At 41.1% G+C, this 17,404-nt stretch carries 13 protein-coding genes; 6 read left to right on the top strand and 7 right to left on the bottom strand.

Going from position 1 to position 17,404, the window contains the following annotated elements; genetic code table 11:
- Window positions 1-55: 55 nt before the first annotated feature.
- Both kbl and C5O00_RS04900 read right to left on the bottom strand, forming a co-directional pair.
- Window positions 56-1,255, bottom strand: a complete 1,200-nt coding sequence (gene kbl, locus C5O00_RS04905; protein WP_105215463.1) for a glycine C-acetyltransferase — start codon at window positions 1,253-1,255, stop codon at window positions 56-58.
- A 25-nt stretch (window positions 1,256-1,280) separates the two neighbouring features.
- Window positions 1,281-4,433 carry a UvrD-helicase domain-containing protein gene (locus C5O00_RS04900; RefSeq protein ID WP_105215461.1) on the bottom strand — a complete coding sequence of 1,051 codons (3,153 nt, stop codon included), beginning with the start codon at window positions 4,431-4,433 and terminating at the stop codon, window positions 1,281-1,283.
- A gap of 158 nt (window positions 4,434-4,591) precedes the next feature.
- Here C5O00_RS04900 and C5O00_RS04895 point away from each other — a divergent pair, with 158 nt between their 5' ends.
- On the top strand, window positions 4,592-5,200 hold the full coding sequence (locus C5O00_RS04895) for a superoxide dismutase (protein WP_105215459.1): 609 nt from the start codon (window positions 4,592-4,594) through the stop codon (window positions 5,198-5,200).
- Between the two features lie 142 nt (window positions 5,201-5,342).
- Here the strand turns inward: C5O00_RS04895 and C5O00_RS04890 are convergent, their stop codons facing one another.
- From C5O00_RS04890 to purN, 5 genes are all read right to left on the bottom strand, one after another.
- Entirely contained in the window at window positions 5,343-6,302 is a 960-nt protein-coding gene (locus C5O00_RS04890; RefSeq protein ID WP_105215457.1) for an NAD(P)-dependent alcohol dehydrogenase, read from the bottom strand.
- Between the two features lie 2,487 nt (window positions 6,303-8,789).
- Window positions 8,790-10,688: an amidophosphoribosyltransferase gene (locus tag C5O00_RS04880; protein ID WP_105215453.1), complete on the bottom strand. Its 1,899-nt coding sequence runs from the start codon at window positions 10,686-10,688 to the stop codon at window positions 8,790-8,792.
- Between the two features lie 49 nt (window positions 10,689-10,737).
- Window positions 10,738-11,661 carry a PfkB family carbohydrate kinase gene (locus tag C5O00_RS04875; RefSeq protein ID WP_105215451.1) on the bottom strand — a complete coding sequence of 308 codons (924 nt, stop codon included), beginning with the start codon at window positions 11,659-11,661 and terminating at the stop codon, window positions 10,738-10,740.
- A gap of 66 nt (window positions 11,662-11,727) precedes the next feature.
- A complete protein-coding gene (locus C5O00_RS04870; protein ID WP_105215449.1) occupies window positions 11,728-12,366 on the bottom strand; it encodes a ribonuclease H1 domain-containing protein in 639 nt (212 codons plus the stop codon).
- Window positions 12,359-12,940 carry a phosphoribosylglycinamide formyltransferase gene (purN, locus tag C5O00_RS04865; protein WP_105215447.1) on the bottom strand — a complete coding sequence of 194 codons (582 nt, stop codon included), beginning with the start codon at window positions 12,938-12,940 and terminating at the stop codon, window positions 12,359-12,361. The genes C5O00_RS04870 and purN overlap by 8 nt, the downstream gene beginning before the upstream one ends.
- 171 nt (window positions 12,941-13,111) lie before the next feature.
- On the opposite strand from purN, the gene C5O00_RS04860 reads away from it, so the two are divergent.
- The 5 genes from C5O00_RS04860 to pyk all read left to right on the top strand — a co-directional run bounded on the left by C5O00_RS04860 (window position 13,112) and on the right by pyk (window position 17,399).
- A complete protein-coding gene (locus C5O00_RS04860; RefSeq protein ID WP_034259990.1) occupies window positions 13,112-13,345 on the top strand; it encodes an acyl carrier protein in 234 nt (77 codons plus the stop codon).
- Window positions 13,346-13,358: 13 nt separating this feature from the next.
- Window positions 13,359-14,612, top strand: a complete 1,254-nt coding sequence (gene fabF, locus C5O00_RS04855) for a beta-ketoacyl-ACP synthase II (RefSeq protein ID WP_105215445.1) — start codon at window positions 13,359-13,361, stop codon at window positions 14,610-14,612.
- A gap of 9 nt (window positions 14,613-14,621) precedes the next feature.
- Window positions 14,622-15,365 carry a ribonuclease III gene (gene rnc, locus C5O00_RS04850; protein ID WP_105215443.1) on the top strand — a complete coding sequence of 248 codons (744 nt, stop codon included), beginning with the start codon at window positions 14,622-14,624 and terminating at the stop codon, window positions 15,363-15,365.
- 115 nt (window positions 15,366-15,480) lie between these two features.
- The gene (locus C5O00_RS04845; protein ID WP_105215441.1) at window positions 15,481-15,972 is read left to right on the top strand and encodes an IPExxxVDY family protein; all 492 of its coding nucleotides are present in this window, start codon (window positions 15,481-15,483) and stop codon (window positions 15,970-15,972) included.
- Window positions 15,972-17,399 carry a pyruvate kinase gene (gene pyk, locus C5O00_RS04840; RefSeq protein WP_105215439.1) on the top strand — a complete coding sequence of 476 codons (1,428 nt, stop codon included), beginning with the start codon at window positions 15,972-15,974 and terminating at the stop codon, window positions 17,397-17,399. Before C5O00_RS04845 ends, pyk begins: the two co-directional genes overlap by 1 nt.
- The last annotated feature ends 5 nt before the right edge of the window (window positions 17,400-17,404 follow it).

The following is a 17,404-nucleotide window of genomic DNA, read 5'->3' as shown; positions in this document are numbered from 1 at the left end:
CAAATCTATTAAAATTTTTTAAAATATGGGCGCAATTAGGTATAAATAAAGGTGGTCAAGGGTTTATTACCCCTAATTTTTCGCCTACTTTTACGAACGCGTTTATCGCCTTATCCAAATGCTCTTTTTCGTGAGCAGCAGAGAGCTGAACCCGGATTCGGGCTTTTCCCTTCGGAACTACGGGATAAAAGAATCCAATCACATAAATTCCTTCTTCGAGCAACATGTCTGCCATGGTCTGTGAAAGCTTGGCATCATAGAGCATCACTGGAACTATGGCCGAGTCGCCGTCTATTATATCAAATCCTGCTTTCTGCATCCCTTTTTTAAAATATGCTGTATTTTCCTGAAGTTTGTCCCGTAATCGGGTGTCTGTGTCGAGCATTTCAAAGACCTTAATCGAGGCACCTACTATGGCTGGTGCGAGAGAATTTGAGAACAGATACGGCCTCGATCGCTGTCTCAACATCTCAATAATCTCTTTTTTAGCAGTAGTATATCCTCCCATCGCACCTCCAAGGGCCTTTCCAAGGGTTCCGGTAATAATATCTATCCTTCCCATTACGCCCTTCTCTTCAAGAGTACCTCTACCTGTTTCTCCAATAAATCCGGCTGCGTGACATTCGTCTATCATGACCAGAGCATCATATTTTTCAGCCAGATCACAAATCTTATCAAGAGGGGCAAGTAATCCATCCATTGAGAACACTCCATCTGTCACGATGATCTTAAAACGGGCATTATTTTCATTCGCCGCAATCAGCTGCTTTTCCAGATCATCCATATCACTGTTCTGATAGCGATATCGGGCGGCCTTACACAATCGCACGCCGTCTATGATGGAAGCGTGATTGAGTGAATCGGAAATTATGGCGTCATCTGGGCCTAACAGCGGTTCGAATACACCTCCATTCGCGTCGAACGCCGCCGCATACAAGATGGTGTCTTCGGTTCCATAATAGTCTGCGATCTTTTTTTCTAGAGTTTTATGAATATCCTGGGTACCACAAATAAAACGTACGGATGACATCCCAAAACCGTGAGTATCCATGGTGTCTTTGGCTGCCTGTATCACTTCCTTATTTGAAGATAATCCCAAGTAGTTGTTGGCGCAAAAGTTAATTACCTTCTCACCGGTTGAAATTGTGATCACCGCATCCTGGGGCGAAGTGATAATGCGTTCCTTTTTAAAAAGTCCGTTTTCCTTGATCTCTTCAAGTTCTCGTTGCAAATGTTCCTTAATGTTTCCGTACATATCTGGGTTTTTAGAGGCTTCAAATTTAAAGTTTATTTATCATTATTTTATCTTCGGAAGCGTATATAATAAGCTTGTTGTTCACCTTTAGTTTCATATCTCTCAAGGCGCGAGCATAGGTCTCTACCTGCTCGATATGAGAGTCACTCGCCCCACCGGTTTTGTAATCGATAAGCGTAATTTCTCCATTAGGGTGAAAATTAATCCGGTCCGGACGAAGAAGTTGTCCATCTGCGGTAATAATATCGCGTTCAGTCTCAACTTTTTGTCCTGGCTGAAAAAGGTGTGCCAGTTCCGGATGAGAGGTGATCTTTACTATTATAGACCTAAGTTTTTCGATCTCTGTGCCTTCCATTCCAGATTCCAGTTCAAATTTATCGAGAACCTCCTCTACGTCGTCGCTAAATTTGATCTTCCCCATTATGTCATGTAGTAGAGTTCCGGCTGTTATTTTAAGGGAGGCGTCTGTTTCCCAAAGGGAGGCTTCTGCAGTTGCCAACTTTAAATCGTGGGTTTCGGGAGGTGAAGCGATATATTCTATAATTGTTTCTTTTACCTCGGGAGTAGATATCGCGGGATCAGGCTTAGGGGGTGCACCAAATTCAAAAACTTTAGAGTCGTCATTCCATAGCTCTTTATATTGCAGATAACTTATAAAGAAATCGCTGTATTTCTTCAACTCACCATTGGCAGGGGGGTTGGTTTTTTTGGAAAAGATATGAAGTTGCTCCACTGCCCGAGTAAGTGTTACATATAGCAAGTTGATATTATCCAGCTGAAGGGTCGCCCGTCTTTCATTGTAAATAGTTTCCCCCTCGTCGCCATATTCTACGATGTCCTTGTTAAAATTGATCATGAACGGTTCAGATTCATCGGTTATGGTTTCGGCATGGATCCAGGTTTTTGGCATCTTTTCTGAATAGATATCCACATCGGCATAAGGAAACAGAACCACGGGAAATTCGAGCCCTTTAGCTTTGTGGATCGTCATTAATCGAACGGCATTCACATCTTCTCCAATACTAATGGCTTCTTTTTCTTTTTTGCTGAACCAGTATTCGGCAAATGATGATTTTAACATTGCCTGGCGCTGTTCGAAATCGAAAACCAGGTTCATAAATCCATCCACGTAAGCATCTGCTCTGGTAAGCAGCTCGCAATGGATGAGAACATACTCGCATGTTTCGTACAGGGTAAGGGATTGAGTTTTGTCCAGCCTGAGTTCAATTCCATAATTCTGAAGCGTAGCACTAAAATCGATTTCAGCGCCTGGAAAGAAAGTGGCAAGAAAATCGGATAACGGTTCGTTCACCTGGTAGTGTTGGTGTAAAAAGAGGAGGATTTCTGCTTTTAGTTCGTCATTTTCGGGTTGCGACCTGAATATTAGAATATTGACAAGGAATTTTACCACAGGCGAGTGTGCCAGTAAAAGTGTTTCCGAAGAAACCACTCGAATACCCTTCTCCATTAATAACTCTCCCAATGAAATACCTTCCATTCTCTTACGGGTTAGCACGCAAATATCACTTAATTGATAACCCTGGGATAATAAATCCTTTATCGAATTGGATACACTATCTGCATAAACCTCATGAGCATCATCCTTACGTTCAAATTCCACGAATTCCATGCGAACATAACCGCCCTCCCTGTAATTCTGCTTTTGATTATTACCAATAGCGTATAATTCCTGATGTAATTTCTTGTTGAAATATCCCGAAATATGGGTAAAAAAATCGTTGTTGAAGTTGACGATCTCCGCACAACTCCTCCAATTTGTATCCAGGTTTTTAACGGTTTTGTCTGTAACGGAGAAAGGATTCTTGCAATTATAAAGTTCGATGAACAATTCCGGAAGTCCGCCACGCCAGCGATAAATGGCTTGTTTGGCATCTCCAACCAGCAATAGGCTTCCGGGATTTGCATCCTGTTCCTGAGACAGGGAATTATCGATGAGGGGAACCAGATTTTCCCATTGCAAACTTGAAGTGTCCTGGAATTCGTCTATAAAGAAATGCCGATACCTCTCGCCAAGCCGTTCGTAAATATATGGGGCCGGCTGATTCTTGATCTCGGCATTGATCAGCCTGTTAAATTCGGAAATCGGGACAATGTTTTCTTCTTCTTTGATGTTATCGATTTCCTGTTGCACCAGGTTTATAACAGAAAGTGGAGTAAGATTAGTAAGCAGCGATCTAATTAATAACTTTCTGAAATAAATAGTTTTGGTCTGGTCGAAAACATCTGCGAATTGGTGTGCGAGCTCATCGATGGTAGCCGCCGAATGCGGAGCTTCCTTCAGCAATCTAGTGGGATACAACGGTTTGTCTCTTAATGTTTCCTGCCATTTGGAGCCAAATCGAAGCTCGCTTCCATCGAGAACCTTTTTGAGATATTTGGGGTAATAGCTACCAGAAAAATCCTCGTGTTCCAATCCGCTTTCGTCGATGAGTTGTAAAGTGTCGCCGGCAATTTGTTGAAGTTGCGAATCAGCTTCGGAAAGCGCTGTTCTCAACCGGGAGCGGATCTTGTTGAAGCGGGAGAGAGACCAGGATTTAAGCCTTTCCACGTTGGGCAATTCATTTTCGTTGAACAGGATACCAGCAGCGCGCGAAATGTCTTTTGAAATATCCCATGATTTGTCGTCATCTGTCTTATCCAAAGTAAATTCCACCAGGATTTCGGTGATCTGTTTATCTTCCCCGGCACGTTTCATTAAATTGTCAACCGCCTGGTCCAGTAATTCATCCTGTTCGAGTGAAACCTCAAAATTAGACGCTATCTTTAGGTCTCTGGCAAATGTTCTAATTAACCTGTGATTTAAGCCATCAATGGTCTCTACGCTAAAAGCTGCATAATGATGGAGCAAGTGATGTAAGATATCTTCCGATTTTTGATGAACCTGCTGCAGGGAGAGATTACATTCCTTTGATAAGCTTTTCATCATCTCTGGAGGGTCGTCAAGCACATTTTCTTCAGCAAAATGACGCAAATAAGTTATTATACGCTGTTTCATTTCTGCAACAGCCTTATTTGTGAATGTGATCGCGAGCAGATATTTGTAATAGTCGGAACCGGGATTTATTAAAAGGGTTTTCAAATATGCCTTTACCAACGAATAAGTTTTACCGCTTCCGGCAGATGCATTGAAGATTACAAAGGAAGATTGATCGGTCAAAGGCTAATTTTTTACTAAATTAAAGAAACCTCGGCACTCAGCATACAATAATTATAATCTATAAGGGAATAAAAATCTTATTAATTCTCTAACAGTTTAAAAAAACTAGAATAACTACCTTTGAGATGCAATTTATTAATAATCTAAAACTACATATTATGTCTTTCCAATTACCAACTCTTCCATATGCTACGGATGCGCTTGAACCTCATATCGACGCACGCACTATGGAGATTCATCATGGGAAACACCATGCAGGATACACAAATAACTTAAATGCCGCTATTGAGGGCACCGACTTAGAAGGTAAATCTATTGAAGAAATACTTACCAATCTGGATATGAGCAATGGCGCAGTTAGAAATAATGGTGGGGGTTACTATAACCACAGGCTATTCTGGGAAGTAATGTCACCTAACGGAGGAGGGCAGCCCAGTGGCGAACTAGCCGAAGCTATCAATGATGCATACGGAAGTTTCGATGCCTTTAAGGAAACATTTTCAAAAGCTGCCAAAACCCAATTTGGTTCAGGATGGGCCTGGCTATGTGTTCATCCAGGAGGAAAAGTGGAGGTGTGTTCCACCCCAAATCAGGATAACCCGCTAATGCCGGGCGTAACATGTGGAGGAACTCCAATTTTGGGACTTGATGTATGGGAGCATGCCTATTACTTAAATTATCAAAACAGAAGACCGGACTATGTTGCGGCCTTTTTCAATGTGATCAATTGGGACGCTGTTGCAAAAAACTACGCCCAGAACAAGTAATTGATTAAATAGCAGACTTAGAACCCGCTCGATTTAAATTGAGCGGGTTTTTATTTTAGAGTAGATTACGATCCAGTTCCGTGCCAGGCTTAATTGTTTCTGTTGCAATTTCCAGTATATCTATTTTAAAGTGGAACTCCTGCTACACTAATTTAACTATTACGTTGCCTGTTTTCTCTCCACGCAGAACATATTCGTAGGCCAATCCTATTTCGTCAATTGAATATTCTCTATCTATTACCGGTTTAAATTTTTCTTCTTTCAAAAGCTGCATAATATATGGAATGGTCTTTTTTGTATTAAAGGGTACAGGGAAGATGACTCTTTTACTTCCAATTATCGGAGTTGTTAATGCAAAAAGCAAATTTTGGGAATTTGGCCCTAATTCAGAAGATATATATACCCCGTTGTCCTTGAGCAGCGGCTTACATTTTCCAAATGTACTTTTTCCAACAGCATCGAAAATAAAGTCATATTTGTCTTGATAAGCTGTAAAATCCTCCTGGAGGTAATCGTAAATTTTATCGGCGCCCAAGGATCGAATTAATTCGATATTTTTAGTGTTGCAGGTGGCAGTGATGTGCACATCGTATTGCCTCACAAATTGTAAGAGCGCAGATCCAATCGCTCCTGTTGCTCCATTTACTAATATCTTTTGCTCGGGCTTGATCTTGACCTTATGAATAAAAGTATAGGCATAATGAGCTCCTTCCAAACTCGCAGCGGCTTGCTTATAATTTATGTTTTCCGGTATAGCAAATAAGTTATTTTCTTCCAGGGCAATGTATTCGGCTTGTGATCTTGATCCTGTGTCTTTAAAGCCAAACACACGGTCTCCAATTTTGAGTGATTTCACGCTCTCCCCTAAAGAAACTACCTCACCTGCAAAATCTGTCCCTAATATAATTTTTCCCGGCTTAAAGATTCCTAGAATAAATCTCATGATAAATGGTCTGGCAGTGAGGTTTGCACAATCCGTTCGGTTTACGGTAGTGGCAATTACTTTAATTAAAACCTCATTTTCTTTTGGAATGGGCTTTTCAATATTTTCTATTCTTATACAACTTGGCGAACCATATTTTCTGCGAATGGCGGCTTTCATATCTTATATATTACTGAAAGGAATCTTTTATGGTGAAGCATATTCTAAGACTAGTAAAGCGTATTTAATGATAAATTAAAGACAGTTTATCACTCTTGTTATTCTAAAATTCTATTGTAAAGGTAAAGAGATCAAAGAAATTAAAATTCATCTCCAAAGGAATGTTGTTTGCTAAGCTCCTTTTAATTTTAACGAGAGTTGGGAGGGAAATGAAAACGGCTTGTCGCTTATCGCGGACTCATATTAAATAAACTAAATCGAAAGAAAATAGCCTTCACTGCCGATTTTAGGCAATGATAGCCCCTGTTAAGTTTAATATAATGATCATAATTGTGAAGTAAAGTATTGGTAACATTCCTAGAAATATCCATAACAAATAACTCTTCCAGTTAACCTTATTCTCGGACCAAATAATTATTGGGTGTAATAAAGACCAGCCTATTGATCCGAAAGTCATTATTATGCTAATTAGTTTAACGTATTTATAAATCCATCTGAATTCGGAATATCTATATTGCTCAACAGATAGATTTAGAATAACTCCTACTGCGAATAACGAAATTATAATTATTGTTGATAGTCTGGGTTTGTAAAAAATATCACTAACCTTAAATTGCATAACCGTGTCTTTGTAGATGATAAAGATAATGAGAGTTCGGGAGCACAGAAAACCGTTTATCTGGACTATTTTGCTTGCCTCCGTAGGGTAAAAGCAAAAATAGAAACTAAATCTCTTGTAATGGCGAATTGCGAGCGGCATTAAAAAATAATGCTCCTCTCACCCAGAATAATATAAATCTGAATATTGGAGATGTAAACGGCTCGTCGCTTACGCTTGGTCACATGGCTGGAAAAGGTGAAGAGAGTACAGAGGAAGAGTAAACGGCTTGTCATCACCCATTAGTAAAAGGAAACGAGAGCTAAGGGGAAGTGTAAACGGCTCGTCATCACCCATTTGGAAAAAGGTAAAGAGAGTTAAGGGGAAGAGTAAACGGCTCGTCGCTTACGCTCCTCGCCACCCCGTTGGATTTGGGCCAATAAAAAAAGGTAAACGAGAGTTTACCTTTTTTTGCCCCAAATCTACCATGAACTTAACCTACTTATGCTATGGTATGATTCAAATATATAGGTTTATATTTTTCAAAATCCAAAGTTTTAGACCAAGGACCTCTTTTTTCGTTAAAATGCAAATATTAATAGGAATTATTACCCAATGACTCCCGAAAAGAGGGAAATATCGGGCTTTTTGCCAAAATATTATGTAGGAATAAAAAAGACTTTAACAGTCTTTGATCTCCAAAATAATACATTTTTATCCAAATGAAATATTATTTAAAGTATAACAGGACAAAACGAACCAGATACTCAATATTATCCTGTAATGGATTGGTGACTAAATGTTAGAATAGAAGTACGCAATTCACCCCGGCAGGTCTTCGATCTCCACCCTCTAAGGTAAAGTGAGTTAAGGGGAAGTGAATACGCCAAGTCTTCACCCATTAGGAAAAAAGTAAAGAGAGTTAAGGGGAAGTGTAAACGGCTCGTCGCTTGCGTATTGTCTTTAGGCATGAAAAGCTAACAATAGTTAAATGGAATTGAATACGTCTTGTCATCATCCATTAGGAAAAAAGTAAAGAGAGTTAAGGGGAAGTGTAAACGGCTCGTCGCTTGCGTATTGTCTTAAGGCATGAAAAGCTAACAATAGTTATATGGAATTGAATACGACTTGTCATCATCCATTAAGAAGGAGGTAAAGAGAGTTAAGGGGAAGAGAATACATCTTGGCTTCACCCATTAGGAAAAAAGTAGAGAGAGTTAAGGGGAAGTGTAAACGGCTCGTCGCTTACGAATTGTCATACGGCATGAAAAGCTAACAATAGTTAAATGGAATTGAATACGTCTCGTCATCATCCATTAGGAAGGAGGTAAAGAGAGTTAAGGGGAAGTGTAAACGGCTCGGCGCTTACGTATAGCCACACGGCTGAAAGAGGAAATAAGAGTTAAAGGTAATTGAATATGCCATGTAATCACCCATTTGGAAAAAGGTAAAGAGAGTTAAGGGGAAGAGAATACATCTTGGCTTCACCCATTAGGAAAAAAGTAAAGAGAGTTAAGGGGAAGTGTAAACGGCTCGGCGCTTGCGTATTGTCTTAAGGTATGAAAAGCTAACAATAGTTAAATGGAATTGAATACGTCTTGTCATCACCCATTAGGAAAAAGGTAAAGAGAGTAATGGGGAAGTGTAAACGGCTCGTCGCTAACGCTCCTCGCCACCCCGTTGGATTTGGGCCAAAAAAAAAGGTAAACGAGAGTTTACCTTTTTTGCCCCAAATCTTACCATGAACTTAACCTACTTATGCTATGGTATGATTCAAATATAGAGTAAATAATTAAACGAAAATCAGAGTTTTCCTACTTTTAGATAAAGCTTTCGTTAAAATCGTTAAAGTGCATGATTCGGCCGAATTTAGCCGGTTTTTTAACAGTTTAATAAGCACGCTCGGGATTGCCCTCGTAGAAATGAACATAGGCCCTGTTCACAACCTTTTTTCCTCCTTCGGTAGGATAATCTCCAGTAAAATACCAGTCGCCTAAATTCTTGGGACATGCCTTATGCAGATCTTCCACCGACTGGAATATCACCTTTACCTTTGCGTTGATATCATTATCACTTATTATCTCCGCTATTTTATCTGACAATTCCTCGTCACTAAATGGGGCATACAACTCCTTCACGTGATTTACAGGCCGTTCGCTAGCGTTATCCAGCTCCTTCTTAGCCTTTTTGTAGATCTCTTCTACGATATCGTAAGTCCCTCGTTCCCTATGTAATTGCAGCGCAGCCTGAAACGCAATCAAGTCTTCCAGCCTGGCCATGTCTATCCCATAACAATCGGGGTAACGAATTTGAGGGGCCGATGAAACCACAACGATCTGTTTCGGGTTTAAACGGTCCAGCATCTTCAATATACTTTTCTTAAGAGTAGTACCTCTTACTATACTATCATCGATAATTACCAGATTATCTGCAGGCCGTACAACTCCGTAAGTTACATCGTATACGTGAGCGACAAGGTCGTCCCTACTGCTATCTTCGGTGATGAAAGTACGGAGTTTCACATCCTTGATGGCGATCTTCTCGGTACGGATCTTATGCGCCTGTATTTCTTCGAGACGTTCGTTGGTTAAATTCGCTCCTTCCTTCAATATTGCCTCATTCTTCTGTTTATTGAGCTCATTCTGAGCCGCATCAAGCATCCCGTAAAACGAGGTTTCTGCCGTATTTGGTATAAAAGAAAAAACGCTATTCTCTGTATCTCTGTCAATGGCGTCCAAAACCTTCGGCATTACTAACCTCCCCAATTCCTTTCGCTCCTGATAGATCTCTGCGTCACTCCCCCTGGAAAAATAGATACGTTCGAAAGAACATGATTTTCGCTCAAGCGGACTAAGGATTTCAGATTCAGACATCTTGCCGTTCTTCTTCACTATAACAGCATGACCTGGTTTTATCTCTACTATCTCTTCAAATGGAACATTAAATACTGTTTGAATAGCTGGCCGTTCCGAAGCAATAACAACCACTTCCTCATCCTGGTAATAGTAGGCAGGCCGGATCCCTGCCGGATCCCTAAGTACGAAAGAATCTCCATGACCCATCATGCCGGCCATTGTGTAGCCACCATCCCAATCGCGGGCAGATTTCTTCAGGATTTTTGCGATGTTGAGGTTTTCGGCAATAAAGGGTGAGGCCTCCATTTTATTCATTCCCCCACTTTTGGCTTTCTTATATAATTTTCTAACCGCATCATCCAGGAAATGGCCAATTTTTTCCATCACAGTTATTGTATCTGCCTTTTCCTTCGGATGCATTCCCAGCTTGATAAGATTGTTGAACAACTCCGTAGTGTTGGTCATATTAAAATTACCAGCAATGATCAGGTTTCGATGCATCCAGTTATTTTGCCTCAGGAAAGGATGAACATTTTCAACACTATTTATCCCAAAAGTTCCGTAACGTACATGCCCCAGTAACAACTCTCCTATATAGGGAATGTTCTTTTTCTGTGCCTCCACATCCCCGGAATATTCGGGATGTAACTTGAATTCGGTGTTAATGCGATCGTTGATCTGTGAAAATATATCCTGAATGGGCTGTGCTGCGTTGCTTCGCACTCTGCTTATATAACGTTCGCCCGGAGAAACATCCAGTTTTATACTTGCAAAGCCCGCACCATCTTGTCCGCGATTGTGCTGTTTCTCCATCATGAGATACATCTTGTTCACCCCATAAAATGCCGTTCCATATTTCTTATGGTAGTATTCCAACGGTTTTAGTAACCGTATCATGGCAATTCCACATTCGTGTTTTAAAGCGTCGCTCATGCTGTGCGTAATAAGAACCAAAAACGCCCCGATTCTTCAGGGCGCGCGGTTAGGTTAATTCTATATCAAATTGAGTTAGATTCTGAAATTGTTTCAGTCTCTGATGAACTTCTTTGGGTGACAGATTTAGCAATCGCTCTGTACCAAATTTCTCCACACAAAAAGAAGCCATAGCCGATCCGTAAATGATCGCATTCTTCATGTTTTCAAAACTATAATCTCCTGTTTTCGCCATATAGCCCGTAAAACCTCCTGCAAAAGTGTCTCCTGCTCCTGTAGGATCGAAGACCGCTTCAAGGGGTAACGCCGGTGCGTAAAAAATATCGTTATCGTGAAACAGCAATGCTCCGTGCTCACCTTTTTTTATAACCACATAATCGGGCCCCATTGCCATGATCTTTCTTGCCGCAACAACCAACGAATATTCACCTGTTAATTGTCGTGCCTCCTCGTCGTTTATAGTGATCACATCAACTTTCGCTATAACATTCATTAGCTCCGCGAGCGTATTATCCATCCAGAAATTCATGGTGTCAAGCACAATGAGTTTTGGATCTTCCATTTGCTCGATCACCCCAAGTTGTACCATAGGGTGCAGATTACCTAACATAACTACTTCAGCATCTTTATAAGAATCGGGGACCACAGGATTAAAAGACTCAAGCACATTAAGCTCTGTAGTGATGGTATCTCGGGAATTCATATCGTTGTGATATTTTCCACTCCAGAAGAAAGTTTTTCCTGCCTCGACGATCTCCAGACCGGTGACATCAAGTCCTTTTTCCACGAACATGTCTATATATTGTTTGGGGAAATCTCCGCCTACCACAGAAACGATAGCCCCGTCAGCGCCGCATTGAGCGGCAGACAGACCGATAAACGTGGCTGCTCCCCCCAGGATTTTATCCGTTTTCCCAAAAGGGGTTTCAATGGCGTCGAACGCAACAGTTCCAACGATTACCAGTTTACTCATAAAGGGCTTGTTTTGAAAGATGCAAAGATACGTTTTTTATTAAAATAATGCACTCGTAACGAGAGATCACTTCCGCCCAAAATCGGCTGGAATTTCACCCCAGGCTTTGGTTTCCCATTTCAATATGCGAGTTGTATAATCGTTCTTTTTTAACCAGGCTTCGGCTCTTGCGATTAGCTTAAAAAGTGAATCGTTTTTCGAAGTTCTTTTCAACTTTGTGTTGCATTTCTTTTTCTTCACCCAGCCAATAGCGATCCTGCTATCGCTGTAGATCATCCTGTCACTATTCTTCTCTTTCAGATATGCGATTCCATGGACAAGCGCTAAGAATTCGCCCACATTATTAGTGCCATCCATAAAAGGCCCCTGATGAAAAAGTTGTTCATGGGTTTGGGTGTCTACACCCCTGTATTCCATCTTCCCTGGATTTCCGCTCGATGCTGCATCGACTGCAATGGAGTAGAGATTAGGTTCTCCAAATTTCTTTTTTTCTTCTGAAGTAAGGCTTTTCTTCTTCTTTGAGTTTTTTCCTTTGTAGTCTGCATATTCTTTATTGTAGGCTTTTTTAGCGTCAGCGAAATTGTCGAACGACATATACTGCGCACCTTTTACGCCTTTTATAGAACGCTGGCATTCCTCCCAACTTCCGAAGATACCTGCTGGATTTCCAAACCACACCACATAGAATTTCTCTTTTTTAGCCATTTTCTTCTGAAGTTATGAGTTGCTCGATCACCTGCGGAAAGTGCTCATATTCCAGGATGTGAATTTTTTCCGCCAGGGATTCGGGTGTATCTTCTACTGAAATATCTGTACAAGCCTGGAAGATTATAGCACCTTCATCATATGCTTCGTTTACATAGTGGATCGTGATCCCGCTTTGCGTTTCACCATTATTGATAACCGCTTCGTGTACATGCTTTCCATACATTCCTTTTCCACCGTAAGCCGGTAGCAGGGCCGGATGTATATTAATTACTTTGTTGGGATACTTATTCAGGATAATTTCAGGAAACTTCAGTAAAAACCCTGCCAGAACAATAAGATCTACCCTGGTTTTCTCCAGGGTCCTTAGCACACCTTTTTCACTGTATAAGTCAGCCTTATCAAAGTATAAGGATTTAATATCTTCATTTTCAGCTCTTTCTAGCACCTTGGCATGCCTCTTGTTTGAGAGGACAAGAACAACCTCCCCAACAGGAGATGATTTAAAGTATCGGATGATGTTTTGGGCATTGGTACCACTACCCGAGGCGAAAATCGCTATGCGTTTCTTCATTCTGAAAGGTTCGTTGTTTGAAGAAGTTTATAATAAATAACAAAAGTACGGCAAAGGAGTTTTACTTCGCTCAAAATTTGTTAAATTGGTAATCACATTTATTAGTTAAAGTGGGGTTTTAATTTAAAATATTTTATTTTTGCCACTTAATTAAATTTAAAATCAAATATTATGTCAGACATTGCATCAAGAGTAAAAGCAATCATCGTAGACAAATTAGGCGTTGACGAAAACGAAGTAGTAAATGAAGCTAGCTTCACCAACGACCTTGGGGCAGATTCCCTTGATACCGTTGAGCTTATCATGGAATTTGAAAAAGAATTCGACATTCAAATCCCGGACGATCAGGCCGAAAATATAGCCACAGTTGGACAGGCTATTTCCTATATAGAAGAGGCTAAGTAAAAAACACTTCCATATGGAATTAAAGCGAGTTGTAGTTACAGGTCTTGGTGCCCTTACACCCATTGGTAACACCGTCTCCCAATATTGGGACGGTCTGAAAAATGGGAAAAGCGGATGCGCGCCAATTACCTATTTTGATACCGAAAAGTTCAAAACAAAATTCGCTTGTGAAATTAAAGATTACGATCCACAAGACCATTTTGACAGGAAAGAGGCACGGAAACTGGATAGATTTGCGCAGTATGCACTCGTCTCTTCAGATGAAGCCATTCTGGATTCCGGATTAAACCTTGATGAAGTTGATAAATTTCGCGTTGGGGTTATCTGGGGTGCCGGTATTGGAGGCCTTGAGACTTTTCAGAATGAAGTGATAAATTTTGCAGAAGGGGATGGAACACCGCGTTTCAACCCCTTCTTTATTCCGAAAATGATAGCCGATATTGCTCCTGGTAATATCTCCATAAAACATGGGCTTATGGGCCCAAACTACACCACAGTTTCTGCATGTGCATCTTCGGCGAACGCCATGATCGATGCACTTAATTATATACGCTTGGGACATTGTGATATCATTGTTACAGGAGGAAGTGAAGCTGCTGTGACTCAGGCCGGAATGGGAGGCTTCAATGCGATGCACGCCCTGTCCACCAGAAATGACAGCCCTGAGACCGCATCCAGACCATTCGATGCAACAAGGGACGGTTTTGTACTTGGCGAAGGTGCAGGAGCCCTTATCCTGGAAGAATACGAACACGCCAAAAAACGAGGTGCAAAAATATACGCCGAGGTTGTTGGAGGCGGGATGTCAAGCGATGCTTATCACATGACGGCGCCTCACCCCGACGGAATTGGAGTAGAAAGGGTAATGCTTAACTGCCTGAGGGATGCTAATATGGAACCTGAAGATGTTGATGCGATCAACACCCACGGAACTGCAACTCCATTAGGAGATGTAGCAGAACTTAAGGCGATAACAGCCGTGTTTGGAGAACACGCTAAAAACATTAATATAAACTCTACCAAGTCGATGACGGGTCACCTGCTGGGAGCAGCAGGGGCAATAGAAGCCATAGCTTCCATCCTGGCAATGGAACACAGCGTTGTTCCTCCTACCATAAATCATACGACCGTTGATGAGGAAATAGATCCTTCCCTAAATTTAACTTTAAATACCGCGCAAGAACGGGAAATTAAAGTAGCCATGAGCAATACCTTCGGATTTGGAGGTCATAATGCCTGCGTACTTTTCAGGAAGATCGAAGACTAACCCATGTAAATGGCTTCAATTAAAGACATATTTAATCCTCGTACTGAAAAGGACGGGGATTTTTTTGTAACCATTAAAAAAATACTCGGGTTCAAACCAAGGGATATCACCATTTATGAGGAGGCATTCACTCATCGCTCCATGAACGAAAAAAATAGTGATGGCCAAAGACAAAACTACGAACGTCTCGAATTTCTTGGCGATGCAATGTTGGGCGCCGTGATCGCCTCTCATCTGTTTATGGAGGTACCAGATGGAGACGAAGGCTATCTTACAAAAATGCGATCAAAGGTTGTGAGCCGCGAACACTTGAACGAATTAGGGCGTGACCTTAATCTCATCAGTCTCTTAAAAACTTCCATTCCCACCGAACAGTTTGGCGGAAACATTCACGGTAATGTTTTTGAAGCCCTTGTAGGTGCTATTTACCTCGACAGGGGGTATAAATATTGCGAGAAATTCATCCACAGACGTGTTATAAAACCCTATGTGGATATAGAAAGGCTGGAAGGGAAGGTGATCAGCTATAAGAGCTTATTCATAGAATGGTGTCAGAAAAACAAAAAGCCGTTCAAATTTATAGTATACGACGACACCGGGGCCGATGAATTAAAACATTTTGCCGTGAAACTTCAGCTGGAAGACCAAACCGTGGCCAAGGCAAGAGCTACTTCAAAGAAAAAGGCGGAAGAACGAGCTGCAAAAAGAGCATTTTACAAACTTCAAACCGCGATAGAGAAGGATTTATCATAATCCGGACAGGCACAGGCTTTTCGCAAACGTTTTCGATTGTTTATTACTTAAATTTAAGGTTCTCTAAACATTGCATCCGCAAAACAATGTCTATTTTTAACAAGTAATTAGATATATGGCAAATTATAAATTGATACTGGAGGATGATTTTAAGGACGAATTCAGTCTTATTGCCATTCATTGTAGTGTAGAAGCCTATAAGATGGCGTTTCTTCTCAATCAACATTTGTCATTACAGTTGAAAAGGAGAAGAACCGATCTTGATTTTTCCAAACACGGCCTCGAGCTTTCGTTCCCCTGGTTCGAATTTGAGGATGAATTCGAATACACAACATACGATCTGCTTGCAAATAGTTTTAAGACTATAAACGCAAGGACCATTGCCAGCGGCGGATTGTTTAACGATGAAGCTTCGGCCGAACTTATTACAGAGTATTTGATACCCGAACTTAAATCTGCCGATTACCTATTGAAAATTACTTCAGAATCACAAAAATTGCCAATACGTAAATTACTGATGGATCTCAACGAGATCAATCAGGTAATTTCCGCCTATACAGTAGAAATAGAACAATTGAAATCTAAGAACAATTTAATTTTTGACTAATGCCAAACCAAAAAAGAACAAAGATCGTTGCAACTTTAGGCCCGGCCACTTCCGATAAGGAAACTTTAAAGAGAATGATCCTTGAAGGTACCGATGTCTTCCGAATAAATTTTTCGCATGCCAATTACGATGATGTGAAAAAACGAATCGAAATTATCAGGGAGTTGGGCGAAGAAATGAAGACCTCCACGGCTATTCTGGCCGATCTCCAAGGGCCGAAATTGCGCGTTGGAATGATGAAAGAGGAAGTTGTGGTTGAACCCGGAGATGTTATAAAGTTTTGTACCGGGGACGAATTTGAAGGTACTAGTGAACGAGTCTATATGAATTATGATTCCTTTCCGAAGGATGTAAAAAAAGGAGAAAGAATCCTTCTTGACGATGGAAAACTAATCTTCGAAGTTCAAACTACAAATAAAAAAGACGAAGTGGTTGCAGTTGTAAGGCAAGGTGGCCCGCTGCGCTCAAAAAAAGGAGTTAACCTTCCCAATACTAATATCTCGTTACCTGCCTTAACCGCAAAAGATAAAGAAGATGCTATTTTCGCCGTTCAACAGGAAGTGGACTGGATCGCGCTTTCATTTGTACGACATGCCGAAGATCTCAAAGAATTACAAGCCTTGATAGAAGCTCATAGCGAATACAAGATACCTATCATTGCAAAGATCGAAAAACCGGAAGCTGTACAGAACATAGACACCATAATCCCATACTGTGACGGACTTATGGTTGCCCGGGGTGACCTGGGTGTTGAAGTGCCGGCAGAGGAAGTTCCTCTTATTCAGAAGCAATTGGTTTTAACAGCCAAAAGGGCCAGGATCCCTGTTATTATTGCCACTCAAATGATGGAAACCATGATAAGTTCGCTCACTCCCACGCGCGCCGAAGTGAACGACGTTGCCAACTCCGTGATGGACGGTGCAGACGCTGTTATGCTTTCCGGAGAGACTTCGGTTGGGAAATTCCCGGTTGAGGTTATCATGACCATGGCCAATATTTGCAGACAGGTTGAGAACAGTGAACTCATTAGAGTTCCGCAGGAGCCACCCCACGTTCGAACCAATCGATATATTACAAAATCTGTATGTTTTCACGCAGCTAAAATGGCCGATGAGATCGAGGCTACGGCTATTTGTACATTAACCAATAGTGGATATACCGCCTTCCAGATCTCTGCATGGCGACCAGACTCACATATTTTGGTATTTACATCGAACAAAAGGATCTTATCAAGGCTTAACCTTTTGTGGGGCGTGAAATCCTTCTATTACGATAAATATGTTAGCACAGACGAAACCGTGGAAGACGTGAATAAAATGGCGTTGAAAAGTGGTTTTGTAAAAAAAGGAGATTACCTCATAAACCTGGCTGCAATGCCGATAGCAGAAAAAGGAATGGTGAACACATTGAGAGTTTCTCACGTATAAAAAAA

The organism is Pukyongia salina (assembly GCF_002966125.1).
In the GTDB taxonomy this organism is placed as follows: Bacteria; Bacteroidota; Bacteroidia; order Flavobacteriales; family Flavobacteriaceae; genus Pukyongia; species Pukyongia salina.
This window is presented reverse-complemented; position numbering and strand designations above follow the sequence as displayed.